Here is a 14,777-nt window from a genome sequence, read left to right on the forward strand (position 1 = left end):
TGTTTTCGCATACTTGTCTACATAATCGGGCATCATAAAAAGATCTGGACAAGCGGAGTGCGCTATGGTCCGAGCAATGATTTCAGGTGGAGGGAACAAGGATGTCAGTCAAATGGGAAAAGCTTGAAGGGAACGAAGGCGTATTGACCGTTGAGGTCGACGCCGAGAAAGTGAACAAAGGCTTGGACGCCGCGTTTAAAAAAGTGGTGAAAAACATCACGCTTCCGGGCTTCCGCAAGGGGAAAGTGCCGCGCGTTCTGTTTGAAAAACGCTTCGGCGTCGAAGCGCTCTATCAAGATGCGCTCGACATTTTGCTGCCAGAGGCGTATGCCAAAGCCGTCGAAGAGGCAGGCATCGAACCGGTGTCAATGCCGGAGATTGACATTGAGCAATTGGAAAAAGGCAAAAGCTTAATTTTCAAAGCGAAAGTGACCGTAAAGCCGGAAGTGAAGCTCGGTCAATACAAAGGGCTTGAAGTGGAAAAAATGGATACAACCGTGACGGACGAAGATGTCGAAAACGAACTGAAACGCCTGCAAGAAGATTACGCTGAACTTGTCGTGAAAGAAGACGGGACAGTGGAAAACGGTGATACGGTCGTCATCGATTTCGAAGGATTTGTCGACGGCGAGCCGTTTGAAGGCGGCAAGGCGGAGAACTATTCGCTTGAAATCGGCTCTGGAACGTTCATTCCGGGATTTGAAGAACAGCTTGTCGGCATGAAAGCCGGCGAGGAAAAAGAAATCCAAGTCACATTCCCGGATGAATACCACGCGAAGCAATTGGCCGGCAAACCGGCGACGTTTAAAGTGCAAGTGCATGAAGTGAAAGCGAAACAGCTGCCGGCGCTTGACGATGAGTTTGCCAAAGACGTCGATGAAGAAGTCGAAACGCTTGACGAACTGAAGGCGAAAATTCGCGCCCGTTTGGAAGAGGCGAAAAAGAACGAGGCGGAGACTGCCTTGCGCAATGCGGTTGTCGAAAAAGCGGCAGCCAACGCCGAAATGGATATTCCGGAGGTTATGATCAAAAACGAAACCGACCGGATGCTTCGCGAATTTGACCAACGCCTGCAAATGCAAGGTCTGAACTTGCAGTTGTATTACCAATTCTCCGGCCAAGATGAAGCGTCGTTGCGCGAGCAAATGAAAGAAGATGCCGAAAAACGGGTGCGCGCGGCGTTGACGCTTGAAGCGATCGCGAAGGCCGAAAACATTGAAGTAACCGACGAGGAAGTAAACAAAGAGCTCGAAAAAATGGCGGAAGCCTACAAGCTGAGCGTGGACAAGCTGAAAGAGCTGCTCGGCAGCTTAGATGGCGTCAAAGAAGATTTGAAATGGCGGAAAACAGTCGATTTTCTTGTAGAGCACAGCAAGGTTGCGGCATAATATATCTTAAGGAAAGAACAAGGCGCGAGACGTTCGTGCCTTGTTCTTTATCCACAACAATGGCGCCTGAGCGGCAATTTTCAAACTTTTCTAAACAGATAACAGTTTTTTCATTCGCTTTTTCAGGAACATTTATGGTAAAATAGCGAATACATACGTTTTTACGACATAAGAGATGGCGGAAATGGATACATAAGCAGGCGCGATTTCGTTGGCAAGGGGTGAATGATATGTTTAAATTCAATGATGAAAAAGGGCAGTTGAAATGCTCGTTCTGCGGCAAAACACAGGATCAAGTGCGAAAGCTCGTTGCCGGTCCGGGGGTTTACATTTGCGACGAGTGCATTGAGCTATGCACGGAAATTGTTGAAGAGGAGCTCGGCAATGAAGAGGAATTTGAATTTAAAGACGTGCCGAAACCGTTGGAAATTCGGGAAATTCTAGATGAGTACGTCATCGGTCAAGATGAGGCGAAAAAATCGCTCGCCGTTGCTGTTTACAATCATTATAAACGGATCAATTCCGGCAGCAAAATCGATGATGTCGAGCTGTCGAAAAGCAACATTTTAATGATCGGGCCGACCGGGAGCGGGAAAACGCTGCTGGCGCAAACATTGGCGCGCATTTTGAACGTGCCGTTTGCCATCGCCGATGCCACCTCGCTTACAGAGGCCGGCTATGTTGGCGAAGACGTCGAAAACATTTTGTTAAAGCTCATCCAAGCGGCGGATTATGACGTCGAACGGGCGGAAAAAGGCATTATTTACATCGATGAAATTGACAAAATCGCCCGCAAATCGGAAAACCCTTCCATCACTCGCGACGTATCCGGCGAAGGGGTGCAACAGGCGCTGTTGAAAATTTTAGAAGGCACCATTGCCAGCGTTCCGCCGCAGGGCGGCCGCAAACATCCGCATCAAGAATTCATTCAAATCGATACGACGAACATTTTGTTCATTTGCGGCGGGGCGTTTGACGGCATTGAGCCGATCATCAAGCGCCGCCTTGGCAAAAAAGTGATCGGGTTTGGCGCGGAAATGAACCAGACGGATGTCGACGAGAAAAACTTGTTGTCGAAAGTGCTGCCGGAAGACTTGCTCAAATTCGGACTGATTCCGGAGTTCATCGGCCGTCTGCCGGTCATTACGACGCTCGAGCCGCTCGACGAACAGGCGTTGATCGACATTTTGACGAAACCGAAAAATGCCATTGTCAAGCAATACCAAAAAATGCTTGAGCTTGACGGCGTTGAGCTCGAGTTTGAAGAAGCGGCGCTCCGTGAAATCGCGAAAAAAGCGATTGAGCGGAAAACGGGCGCGCGCGGCCTTCGCTCGATCATCGAAGGCATTATGCTCGATGTGATGTTTGAGCTGCCGTCGCGCGAAGATGTGCAAAAGTGCATCATCACGCTCGACACGGTGCGCGGCACAAAGCCGCCGACGCTGATCCGTCATGATGGCACCGTCATCGAGCTGGAACGGAAAACATCTGCCTGAGGGGAAAACCGCCTTTTTTCGGCGGTTTCTTTTTTTGCCGCCCATGCCCTGGGCGCCGGTCGGCGCTTTTTTTGTTTATTCCCGCCAGTTCGCGGAGATACTATCATACTACATACCATCTAAAGGCAGGAGGATATCGGGGCATGGATTGGACGAACATCGTACTGGTCATCCAGCTGTTTTTCGGGGTCATCATCGGCCTTTATTTTTGGAATTTGCTAAGAGGGCAACGTGTGCAAAAAGTTTCGATTGATAAAGAGTCGCGCAAAGAGATGGAACAGCTCCGCAAGCTGCGTTCGATTTCGCTCACCGAGCCGCTGGCGGAAAAAGTGCGGCCGAAAAGTTTTGACGACATCGTCGGTCAGGAAGACGGCATCAAGGCGTTAAAAGCCGCTTTATGCGGCCCCAACCCGCAACATGTCATCATTTACGGGCCGCCCGGCGTCGGCAAGACGGCAGCTGCTCGGCTCGTGCTTGAGGAAGCGAAAAAAAATCCGCTCTCCCCGTTTAAGAAAAATGCGGTGTTCGTGGAGCTTGACGCGACGACGGCGCGCTTTGACGAGCGCGGCATCGCCGACCCCCTCATCGGCTCGGTGCACGACCCGATTTACCAGGGGGCCGGGGCGATGGGGCAAGCCGGCATTCCCCAGCCGAAGCAAGGGGCGGTGACGAACGCCCACGGGGGCGTTTTATTCATCGACGAAATCGGCGAGCTTCATCCGATCCAAATGAACAAGTTGTTGAAAGTGCTTGAGGACCGGAAAGTATTTTTTGAAAGCGCCTATTACAGCAAAGAAAATCCGCAAATCCCAAGCCATATTCACGATATTTTCCAAAATGGACTGCCGGCTGATTTCCGTCTTGTCGGGGCGACGACGCGCACGCCGAACGAAATTCCTCCGGCCATTCGCTCTCGCTGCCTGGAAGTATTTTTCCGTGAGTTGGACCAAGATGAAATCGCCCTCATCGCGAAAAAGGCGGCGGAAAAAATCCGCTTGAACGTGTCAGAAAGCGGCATTCGCCTCCTTGCCGCCTATGCGCGCAACGGGCGGGAGGCGGTCAACATGATGCAAATTGCCGCTGGCCTAGCCATCACGGAAAACCGAGAACACATTTTGGACAAAGATATTGAATGGGTCATTCAATCGAGCCAAATGACTCCGCGCTATGAGAAGAAAATCGCTTCCGCTCCGGCGGTCGGCGTCGTCAATGGCCTTGCCGTGTACGGCCCGAACACCGGCGCGCTGTTGGAAATTGAGGTGACCGCTTTGCCGGCCAAAGGGAAAGGGTCGATCAATGTCACCGGCATTGTCGAGGAGGAAAGCATCGGCAGTGCAGAAAAATCGGTGCGGCGCAAAAGCATGGCGCGCGGCTCGGCGGAAAACGTCATTACGGTGTTGCGGGCGATGGGCGTGCCAGCGGACCGCTACGACATTCATGTCAACTTTCCGGGCGGGGTGCCGGTTGACGGCCCGTCAGCCGGGGTGGCGATTGCCGTCGGCATTTATTCCGCCATCTACCAGCTGCCAGTCGATCATACGGTCGCGATGACCGGAGAAATCAGCATCCGTGGCTGCGTGAAACCGGTCGGCGGCGTGTTCGCCAAAATCAAAGCGGCCAAACAAGCCGGGGCGAAAAAAGTCATCATCCCGATTGAGAATATGCAATCGTTGCTAGGCGAAGTCAGCGGCATTCAAATCATCGCCGTCCGCCGCCTCGAGGAAGTGCTCGTCCATGTGTTCGGCGAAGAGGCGCTCCGCCGAGGCCCCGCGCTGCTGCCAGCGGCTATGGACCGCTCGGAGAAAAAGCTCGTCTAGCCAAAGGAAACGGCGGCAAGGCGAACGGTTGGCAACGAAAGCGGGCGGTCCGCTCGCAACCGAGTCGGGCGGTTCGCCCGGCCTCTCTTTTATGTACGGCTTCGGCGCAAGCGGATCGTCGCTGAAGTCGGTTTTTCTTTGCCTGCAGACGGAGCGCCGCGCGCTTTTTCGTTCGTCAAATTTTACAAACCCTGCTGCCGTACTATACAATAAACGAATAGAAGCGAGAGATGGAGGTGTTCGGCGTGAACGGAAAGAAAAAGGAGACGGTCGTTCCGCTTTTGCCGCTGCGTGGGCTGCTCGTGTTTCCGACGATGGTGCTCCATTTGGATGTCGGGCGCGAGAAATCGGTCAAAGCGCTCGAACAAGCCATGGTTGAGGATCATATGATTTTGCTGACGTCGCAAAAAGACGTTGCCATCGACGAACCGGACATGGATGACTTATATAAAATGGGAACGATCGCGCGCGTCAAGCAACTTCTAAAACTCCCGAACGGCACGTTCCGCGTGCTTGTCGAAGGCGTCGCTCGGGCGCTCATTACGGAAGTGATCAGCGAGGAGCCGTACTTTCTCGTCAAAGTCGAAAAGTTTGCTGATCGGGCGGCGAAAGATTTAGAAGATGAGGCGCTCAAGCGGACGATGCTTGAATATTTCGAGCAGTACATAAACTTGTCCAAGCGGCTGTCGGTCGACATTTACGCCTCGATCGTCGACATCGATGAGCCGGGGCGAATGGCGGACATCATCGCCTCGCACTTGCCGCTTAAGCTTGAGGAAAAGCAGCGCATTTTAGAAACGATCGACGTGAAAGAGCGCCTCAATAAAATCATCCAAATTTTGCACAACGAAAAAGAAGTGCTCCAGCTTGAGAAAAAGATCAGCGCCCGCGTCAAGCAGTCGATGGAGCGGACGCAAAAAGAGTATTATTTGCGCGAGCAAATGAAGGCGATTCAAAAAGAGCTTGGCGAAAAAGAAGGAAAAACGGGCGAAGTCGAGGAGCTGAAAGAAAAAATCGAGGCGGCCGGCATGCCGGAGCATGTGAAACAAACGGCATTGAAAGAGCTTGACCGCTATGAAAAAATTCCGGCGACCTCAGCGGAAAGCGCAGTCATTCGCAACTACCTCGATTGGCTCATCGCCTTGCCGTGGTCGAAAGAAACGGAAGACATCCACGACATTAAGCGGGCGGAAGCGATTTTAAACGAGGAGCATTACGGGCTCGATAAAGTGAAAGAACGGGTGCTTGAATTTTTATCCGTCAAGCAGCTGACGAAATCGTTAAAAGGTCCGATTCTTTGCCTCGCCGGACCGCCGGGGGTCGGCAAAACGTCGCTCGCCCGCTCGATCGCCAAAGCGCTCGGCCGCCGCTTCGTCCGCGTTTCGCTCGGCGGCGTCCGCGACGAATCGGAAATTCGCGGCCATCGCCGCACGTATGTCGGCGCCATGCCGGGACGCATTATCCAGGGGATGAAAAAAGCAGGCACGATCAACCCCGTCTTCTTGCTTGATGAAATCGACAAAATGTCGAGCGATTTCCGCGGCGATCCATCGGCGGCCATGCTGGAGGTGCTGGATCCAGAGCAAAATCATACGTTCAGCGACCATTACATTGAAGAGCCGTACGATCTATCGAAAGTCATGTTTATCGCCACGGCCAACCATTTGGCGGCGATTCCGCAGCCGCTCTTGGACCGGATGGAAGTGATCCACATACCAGGCTACACAGAAGTGGAGAAGCTGCATATCGCCAAGCGGCATTTGCTGCCGAAACAAATCACCGAGCACGGGCTGAAAAAGGCGGCGTTGCAAATTCGCGATGACGCGATGCTCGATATCATCCGCCATTATACGCGCGAAGCCGGGGTGCGGGAGCTTGAGCGGCAGCTCGCCGCTATCTGCCGAAAAGCGGCCCGCCTCATCGTTTCCGGCGAGAAAAAGCGGGTTGTGATCACAGAAAACAATCTTGAGGAATTTTTAGGGAAGCGAAAATACCGCTACGGCCGAGCGGAGGCGGAAGACCAAGTTGGCGTGGCGACCGGGCTGGCGTATACGGCGTTTGGCGGCGATACGCTCGCCATCGAAGTGTCGCTCGCGCCAGGCAATGGGAAACTCGTGCTGACCGGCAAGCTCGGCGATGTCATGAAAGAATCAGCGCAAGCGGCGTTCAGCTACGTGCGGTCGCGCGCCGAGGAGCTCGGCATCGACCCGAAATTTCACGAAACGTACGACATCCATATTCACGTTCCGGAAGGAGCGGTGCCGAAAGACGGGCCATCGGCCGGCATTACGATTGCGACCGCACTCATTTCCGCTTTGACGGGCAAGCCGGTGAGCCGCTTTGTCGGCATGACCGGGGAAATTACGCTGCGCGGCCGCGTTCTTGCGATCGGCGGCTTAAAAGAGAAAACGTTAAGCGCCCATCGTGCCGGATTGAAAACCGTCATTTTGCCGAAAGACAATGAAAAAGATTTGGCTGACATTCCGGAAACGGTGAAGCGCGACTTGCGCTTTGTGCTCGTCTCCCATCTCGATGAGGTGCTGCCGCACGCGCTGGTGGGGTGGAAGCGATGAATGTGAAGAAAGCAGAGCTTGTGACCAGTGCCGTCAAGCCGGAACAATATCCGGACGGCGGACGGCCAGAGGTGGCGCTCGCCGGCCGTTCGAACGTCGGCAAATCATCATTCATCAACAAAATGATCAACCGGAAAAACTTGGCGCGCACCTCCTCAAAGCCAGGTAAAACGCAAACGTTGAATTTTTATTTGATTAACGACTCGTTTTACTTTGTGGACGTGCCAGGTTATGGTTTCGCCCGCGTGTCGAAGCAGGAGCGGCAAAAATGGGGGAAAATGATGGAGACGTACTTTACGACGCGCGAGGTGCTGAAGGCGGCGGTCCTGCTCGTTGATTTGCGCCATCCGCCGACGAAAGACGATGTGATGATGTACGAGTTTTTGAAACATTACGAGATCCCGGTGATCGTCATCGCGACGAAAGCGGATAAAGTGCCGCGCGGCAAGCATCAAAAACACGCGAAAATCGCGCGCGAGACGCTGCGGATGGCTGACGGCGACCCGCTCATTTTGTTTTCCGCCGAGACCGGACAAGGGAAAGACGAAGCATGGGCGGCGCTTTTGCCGTTTGTGGCCTCATGACGAAAACACCAGCGATTCCGCTGGTGTTTTCACTTCCAAGGCTATTTTCGCCTAGTCCATAATATATAGACGCCGATGGCGATGAGTCCGAGCGGCCAAAACTTCCAGACAGAGGAAAGTCCGGCTTGGACGAGGTGAAAGAACGGCTGGCCGCGCCCGGAAAACGTCAGCACGACAGCGAGAAGCAAGAAAAGCACGCCAAAGCCGGCCCCGCCTTTTTGTTTGCGGCTGCTGGCGAAAAAAGCGAGCGCGATGAGGAAAAAAAACATGTTCACGCCGCGGGGCCAGGCCGAAAATGCACTCGCAAGGAGCAACTCAACGCCAAATCCGAGTAAAAGAAAGCCGGGGAAAAGGTAAGCATATTCACGCGCTGAATGCGCCTGGCCAAGCAAAGCCGCGCCGCAAATGGCAAGCAAGGCCGGCCACCCTTGGAAGAAATGGAAAAGGGGGGATTCCATCTGTCCGGCGAGAAAATACAGTCCGAGGCCAATGAATAAGATGCCGGCGAATACCGTTCGGGTTTTCATGATCGTCGCGTCCTCCGTTTCCCTTTTGGACATGTTTATGATAGAATGATCACTGTCTACAGTTTAGCATAGCTTTGAAGGCATGTTCACAATTTTTTCAAACCAGAACGATGGACGGTTGTGATATAATGATAAAAGGGATTCGGTCAATAAGGGGGTTGGCATCGTGCAAATCGTAGTCGTTGGCGTCGACTATAAAACCGCCCCTGTAGAAATCCGCGAAAAGCTCGCGTTTGCGGAAGCGGAACTCGGTGCGGCGATGAAACAGCTCGCCAAGCAAAAAAGCGTGCTCGAAAATGTGATCGTCTCGACGTGCAACCGGACGGAAGTTTATGCAGTGGTTGATCAACTGCATACCGGCCGTTACTATATGAAAGCATTTTTAGCCGAATGGTTTGGCGTCAAAGTGGAAGCGATTGCTCCGTATTTGCGTGTGCTTGAAGGAGAGGCGGCCATCAAGCATTTGTTCCGCGTGGCGGCCGGCCTTGATTCGATGGTGCTTGGGGAAACGCAAATTTTAGGGCAAGTGAAAGACAGCTATTTGCTCGCTCAAGAGGTCGGGACGAGCGGCACGATTTTCAATCATCTGTTCAAGCAGGCGGTGACCTTTGCGAAGCGCGCCCACTCGGAAACGGGCATCGGCGCGCACGCTGTATCGGTCAGCTATGCGGCGGTTGAGCTGGCGAAGAAAATTTTCGGCCGCCTTGCCGGCAAGCACGTCTTGATTATCGGGGCCGGCAAAATGGGGACGCTGGCGGCGCAAAACTTGTACGGCAGCGGCGTCGGGAAGGTGACGGTTGTCAATCGGACGCTTGAAAAAGCGAAACAGCTTGCTAAGCAGTTTGCCGGCGAAGCGAAGCCGCTCGGCGAATTGTCATGCGCTTTGCTGGAAGCGGATATCGTCATCAGCTCGACGGGAGCCAAAGGCTATATTTTGACGAAGGAAATGGTGGCGCCGCTTGAGAAAATGCGCAAAGGCCGCCCGCTCTTTATGGTTGACATCGCGGTGCCGCGCGATTTGGATCCGGCGTTGGCTGATTTGGAAACGGTGTTTTTGTACGACATTGACGATTTGCAAGATGTGGTGGCGGCCAACTTGGCGGAACGGCAAAAGGCAGCGGCTCGCATTGAAACGATGATCGAAGCGGAACTTATGGCGTTCAGCCAATGGCTGCAGACGCTCGGCGTCGTGCCAGTCATTGCCGCATTGCGCGAAAAGGCGCTGGCCATTCAAGCAGAAACGATGAAAAGTTTGGAGCGGAAACTGCCGCATTTGTCGGAGCGCGACTGGAAAGTGTTGAATAAGCATACGAAAAGCATTATTAACCAGCTGCTCCGCGATCCGATTTTGCAGGCGAAGGAACTCGCCGCCGGCCCGAATGCCGAGGAGGCGCTTTTGCTGTTTATGAAAATTTTCAATATCGAAGATGCGGTGAAAGCCGAGCGGCATATAGAGCAGGCGAAATCCGTGCAATGCGATGAACAAGACGCGGAAGCGGTCCGTGCCGCCCGCCCATCATGGCAGCTGTAAGGTGGGATGGATGGTGGCGCTGTTGTATGAGTTGTCCATTTTGCTTTACATCGCTTCGATCCTATTCTATTTCATCGATTTTTTGCAACAAAACCGGAAGGCGAACGACATCGCCTTCTGGTTGCTTTCTATTGTGTGGCTTTTGCAGACAGTGACGTTTGTTTCTCGCATCATGGAGACGAAGCGCTTTCCGATTTTAACGATGTCGGAAGGGCTTTATTTTTACGCTTGGCTGCTCATTACGCTGTCGCTCGTCATCAATCGGCTGCTGCGCGTCGATTTCATCGTCTTTTTTACGAACGTGCTTGCTTTTTTTATTTTGGCCATTCATACGTTTGCACCGTCTTCGCAGTCGCCGGCTGTTGCGGAGCGGCTCGTCTCGGAGCTGCTGGCCATCCACATCACCCTTTCGCTCGGAGCGTATGCGGCGTTTACGCTGTCGTTTCTGTTTTCGGTGCTTTACATGTTGCAGTACAGTTTGCTGAAAAAGAAAAAGTGGGGGGCGCGCCTTTGGCGCATGGCGGATTTGTCGCGGCTTGATTTTTTGTCGTATGTTTTAAATGCGCTCGGCTTGCCTATGTTGTTATTAGGGCTCATTCTTGGCGTGATTTGGGCGTACATTCAAATCGACCATTTCCATTGGTATGATGCGAAAGTGCTCGGGTCGTTTGTCGTTCTTCTCGTCTATGGCGTCTATTTTTACAAGCGAGCCGTCCGGCAGATGCAAGGGAAGGCGATCGCGCTATGGAATATCGGTTCGTTTTTATTTTTGCTTGTCAACTTTTTCTTGTTTGGCAGTTTGTCAAAATTTCATTTTTGGTATTCGTAATCGAGGTGAAACGAGATGCGGAACATTGTCGTTGGCTCGCGGCGCAGCAAGCTTGCCTTGACCCAGACGAAGTGGGTGATCAACGAATTGAAACAGCTTGGGGCGCCGTTTACGTTTGAAGTGAAAGAAATCGTCACGAAAGGAGATCGGGTGCTTGATGTTACGCTCTCGAAAGTCGGGGGCAAAGGGTTGTTTGTGAAAGAGATTGAGCATGAATTGCTCGCCGGCGGCATCGATATGGCGGTCCATAGCATGAAAGATATGCCGGCTGTGCTGCCCGAAGGTTTAGTGATCGGTGCGGTTCCGCGCCGCGAAGATGCACGCGATGTGCTTGTCAGCAAAGGAAACCGGATGCTCTCCGACTTGCCGCCTGGGTCGGTCATTGGCACGAGCAGCTTGCGCCGTTCAGCGCAGCTGCTTGCCTATCGCCCGGATTTGACGATCAAATGGATTCGCGGCAATATTGACACAAGGTTGGCGAAGCTCGAAAGCGAAGAGTACGATGCGATCGTGCTGGCGGCGGCGGGTCTTGCGCGCATGGGTTGGGGCGATGACGTCATCAGCGACTATCTTCCTTTTGATGTCTGTGTTCCGGCGGTCGGCCAAGGGGCGCTGGCGGTCGAATGCCGGGAGGATGATGACGAATTGCGCCAATGGCTCAGCCGGTTAAACGACGAGCAAACCGAGCGGGCTGTTCGGGCGGAGCGCGCCTTTTTGCAGCAAATGGAAGGAGGCTGTCAAGTGCCGATTGCCGGCTACGCGGAAGTGAAGGAGGGGACGGTGCGTCTTACCGCGCTTGTCGCCTCCCCGGATGGCAAAGAAATGTATAAAGAAATCGTCACTGGCGCCGATCCGGAAGCGGTCGGCCGACAGGCGGCTGCCATCTTGAGCGAACAAGGGGCAAAAGCGCTGATCGAGCGGGTGAAAAAGGAGCTGGGCGACTGATGGCCAATCGCGCCCTAGCCGGCAAGACGGTACTTGTCACTCGTGACAAAAGGCAGGCGGCATCGTTTTCCGCCAAGCTGCGCGCCGTTGGCGCCGTGCCGATCGAAATCCCGCTCATAGCCATCCGCCCGGCGGCTGCGCCGGAAGCCATCGCCGCGCTCGCCGGACGGCTCGGGGAATACCGCTGGCTCGTGTTGACGAGCGTGAACGCGGTCCGCTTCTTTTTTCCGCACGTTTCGTTGCCGCGGCCGCTGCCGAATGTCGCCGTCGTCGGGCGGAAGACGGCGGCCGCGCTCGTTGAGTACGGTGTTTCACCGGCGCTCGTACCGGATGATTTCACCGCTGAACGGCTTGCCGCCATGCTTGCACCGCGCGTAAAACAAGGCGACCGGGTGCTGTTTGTCAAAGGTGATTTGGCAAGCCCGACGCTGCCTGAGGCGTTAAGGAAGGCAGGCGCAGCGGTCGATGAGTTTACGGTTTATCAAACGGTGCCAGACCTAAGCGGTCGAGAACCATTGTTGGCGTTGCTGCGCGAACGGAAACTAGATGCGATTACGTTGATGAGCCCATCGGCGGTTCATAGCCTTGCCCGCCTTCTTGGCGAGGAAGCGTCCGCGCTTCTCTCCGGCGTCGCTGTCGCCTGCATCGGGCCGGTGACAAAAAAGGCGGCGGAGCGGGAAGGAATCACCGTACATATTTGTCCAGCTGATTACACGACGGATGGTATAATCAAAGCGATGGAACAATATTTTTCCATGGAGGGACGATGAATGGCACTGTCATTTGACCGCCATCGCCGTTTGCGGCAAACGGCTGCGATTCGGGCGATGGTGCGTGAGACGCATCTTCGCGTCGAGGATCTCATTTATCCGCTGTTTGTGGTCGAGGGAAGCGGCATTAAGCGGGAAGTGCCGTCGATGCCAGGGGTTTACCATTTATCGCTTGACCGTTTATCTGAGGAAGTGGACGACATCGCCAAGCTTGGCATTCCCGCCGTCATGGTGTTTGGCGTGCCAAATGAAAAAGATGAAGTCGGTTCGCAGGCGTATTGCGAAACAGGGATTGTTCAGCGGGCGATCCGCCAAATCAAAGCTGAACACAAAGGTCTAGTCGTCATTGCGGATACGTGTTTATGTGAATATACGAGCCACGGCCATTGCGGCGTCGTCGAAAACGAGCGCGTGCTGAACGACCCGTCGCTCGAGCTCCTCACCAAAACGGCGGTGAGCCAAGCGCAAGCCGGCGCCGACATCATCGCGCCGTCGAACATGATGGACGGCTTTGTCGCCGCCATTCGCCGTGGGCTTGATGAAGCAGGGTTTGAGTATGTTCCGATCATGTCGTATGCAATCAAATACGCTTCGGCGTTTTACGGCCCGTTCCGTGATGCCGCCGACAGCGCGCCGCAGTTTGGCGACCGGAAGACGTACCAAATGGATCCGGCCAACCGCCTTGAGGCGTTTCGCGAGGCGGAGTCGGATGTCAAAGAAGGCGCTGATTTCTTGATGGTGAAGCCAGCGCTTGCCTACATGGATATTATCCGCGACGTCAAAAACCGTTTTCCGCTTCCGCTTGTCGCCTATAACGTGAGCGGCGAGTATGCGATGGTCAAAGCGGCGGCGCAAAACGGCTGGATCGATGAGAAGTCGGTCGTCATGGAAATGTTGACAGGGATGAAACGGGCGGGCGCGGATTTGATCATTACGTATTTTGCCAAAGATGTCGCCCGCTGGCTGGCTGAATAGAGAGGAGGGCGGAAGCATGCGAAGCTACGAACGGTCAAAAACCGCTTACGAAGAAGCGGTGAAATTGATGCCGGGCGGGGTGAACAGCCCGGTGCGCGCCTTCAAGTCGGTCGGGATGACGCCGATTTTCATGGCGCGCGGCCAAGGAGCGAAAATTTACGATATTGACGGCAATGAGTACATTGATTACGTACTGTCATGGGGTCCGCTCATTTTAGGGCATGCCAACCCGCAGGTCGTGGAAGCGTTGAAGCGCGTGGCGGAACAAGGCACAAGCTTTGGCGCTCCGACATTGCTTGAAAATGAGCTCGCCAAGCTCGTGATTGAGCGGGTGCCGTCGGTGGAAATCGTGCGGATGGTCAATTCCGGTACGGAGGCGACGATGAGCGCCCTCCGCTTAGCGCGCGGCTACACGAAGCGCAACAAAATCATGAAATTCGAAGGCAGCTACCACGGCCACGGCGATTCGCTGCTCATTAAAGCCGGCTCCGGCGTGGCGACGCTCGGCCTGCCGGACAGCCCGGGCGTGCCGGAATCGGTCGCCCAGCATACCATCACGGTGCCGTACAACGATTTGGACAGCGTCCGCTATGCGTTTGAGCGGTTTGGCGAAGACATCGCCGCGGTGATCGTCGAACCGGTCGCCGGCAATATGGGCGTCGTTCCACCAGTGCCTGGCTTTTTGGAAGGGCTGCGCGAGGTGACGAAACAATACGGAGCCTTATTGATTTTCGACGAGGTCATGACCGGGTTCCGCGTCGATTACCACTGCGCCCAAGGGTATTATGGCATTGAGCCGGATTTGACGTGCCTTGGCAAAGTGATCGGCGGCGGCTTGCCGGTCGGGGCGTACGGGGGCAAAGCCGAGATCATGGAGCTTGTCGCGCCGAGCGGGCCGGTGTACCAAGCCGGCACGCTCTCCGGCAATCCGCTCGCCATGACGGCCGGGTACGAGACGCTCCGCCAGCTGACGCCGGAAACGTACGAAGAGCTTGGCCGCAAAGCGGCGCGCCTTGCGGATGGGCTTCATCAGGCAGCAGAGAAATACGACATCCCGCATACGATCAACCGCGCTGGGTCGATGATCGGCTTTTTCTTCACGAACGAGCCGGTGGTCAACTACGAGACAGCGAAAACGTCCGACTTGGAGCTGTTTGCCGCCTATTATCGGGAAATGGCGAATGAAGGCATTTTCCTGCCGCCGTCGCAATTTGAAGGGCTGTTTTTGTCGACGGCGCACAGTGATGATGATATTGAATATACGATTGCCGCTGCTGAGCGGGTGTTTGCCCGTCTGCGCGGATAAGGAAAGGGGCTGCCGACCGTCGGCAGCCCAATTTTT

General features: G+C 54.4%; 12 protein-coding genes. 11 read left to right on the forward strand and 1 reads right to left on the reverse strand.

The window, feature by feature from the left end; genetic code table 11:
- The first annotated feature begins 101 nt into the window (after window positions 1-101).
- The 5 genes from tig to yihA all read left to right on the forward strand — a co-directional run bounded on the left by tig (window position 102) and on the right by yihA (window position 7,858).
- The gene (gene tig / locus ACVX3G_RS07125; RefSeq protein ID WP_020278137.1) at window positions 102-1,388 is read left to right on the forward strand and encodes a trigger factor; all 1,287 of its coding nucleotides are present in this window, start codon (window positions 102-104) and stop codon (window positions 1,386-1,388) included.
- Between the two features lie 230 nt (window positions 1,389-1,618).
- A complete protein-coding gene (gene clpX / locus ACVX3G_RS07130; protein WP_011232128.1) occupies window positions 1,619-2,884 on the forward strand; it encodes an ATP-dependent protease ATP-binding subunit ClpX in 1,266 nt (421 codons plus the stop codon).
- Between the two features lie 143 nt (window positions 2,885-3,027).
- Entirely contained in the window at window positions 3,028-4,701 is a 1,674-nt protein-coding gene (lonB, locus tag ACVX3G_RS07135) for an ATP-dependent protease LonB (protein ID WP_014196454.1), read from the forward strand.
- Window positions 4,702-4,931: 230 nt separating this feature from the next.
- Window positions 4,932-7,274: an endopeptidase La gene (lon, locus tag ACVX3G_RS07140; RefSeq protein WP_014196453.1), complete on the forward strand. Its 2,343-nt coding sequence runs from the start codon at window positions 4,932-4,934 to the stop codon at window positions 7,272-7,274.
- On the forward strand, window positions 7,271-7,858 hold the full coding sequence (gene yihA / locus ACVX3G_RS07145; RefSeq protein ID WP_014196452.1) for a ribosome biogenesis GTP-binding protein YihA/YsxC: 588 nt from the start codon (window positions 7,271-7,273) through the stop codon (window positions 7,856-7,858). Before lon ends, yihA begins: the two co-directional genes overlap by 4 nt.
- A gap of 41 nt (window positions 7,859-7,899) precedes the next feature.
- On the opposite strand, the gene ACVX3G_RS07150 is transcribed toward yihA, so the two are convergent.
- Entirely contained in the window at window positions 7,900-8,385 is a 486-nt protein-coding gene (locus ACVX3G_RS07150) for a LiaI-LiaF-like domain-containing protein (RefSeq protein WP_013144583.1), read from the reverse strand.
- 166 nt (window positions 8,386-8,551) lie between these two features.
- On the opposite strand from ACVX3G_RS07150, the gene hemA reads away from it, so the two are divergent.
- From hemA to hemL, 6 genes are read left to right on the forward strand one after another with little or no spacing between them, the layout of a single operon-like run.
- Window positions 8,552-9,916, forward strand: a complete 1,365-nt coding sequence (gene hemA / locus ACVX3G_RS07155; protein ID WP_011232123.1) for a glutamyl-tRNA reductase — start codon at window positions 8,552-8,554, stop codon at window positions 9,914-9,916.
- Window positions 9,917-9,926: 10 nt separating this feature from the next.
- Complete coding sequence (gene ccsA / locus ACVX3G_RS07160) at window positions 9,927-10,745, forward strand: cytochrome c biogenesis protein (protein ID WP_014196451.1); 819 nt, start codon at window positions 9,927-9,929, stop codon at window positions 10,743-10,745.
- 15 nt (window positions 10,746-10,760) lie between these two features.
- Window positions 10,761-11,690: a hydroxymethylbilane synthase gene (gene hemC / locus ACVX3G_RS07165; protein WP_014196450.1), complete on the forward strand. Its 930-nt coding sequence runs from the start codon at window positions 10,761-10,763 to the stop codon at window positions 11,688-11,690.
- Window positions 11,690-12,460 (forward strand): uroporphyrinogen-III synthase, encoded by a 771-nt coding sequence (locus tag ACVX3G_RS07170; RefSeq protein ID WP_011232120.1) that lies wholly within the window; start codon window positions 11,690-11,692, stop codon window positions 12,458-12,460. The genes hemC and ACVX3G_RS07170 overlap by 1 nt, the downstream gene beginning before the upstream one ends.
- Window positions 12,461-13,435 (forward strand): porphobilinogen synthase, encoded by a 975-nt coding sequence (gene hemB / locus ACVX3G_RS07175; protein WP_020278140.1) that lies wholly within the window; start codon window positions 12,461-12,463, stop codon window positions 13,433-13,435.
- 16 nt (window positions 13,436-13,451) lie between these two features.
- Window positions 13,452-14,741 (forward strand): glutamate-1-semialdehyde 2,1-aminomutase, encoded by a 1,290-nt coding sequence (hemL, locus tag ACVX3G_RS07180; protein WP_011232118.1) that lies wholly within the window; start codon window positions 13,452-13,454, stop codon window positions 14,739-14,741.
- The last annotated feature ends 36 nt before the right edge of the window (window positions 14,742-14,777 follow it).

This window comes from Geobacillus sp. PLS 41, from assembly GCF_056494105.1.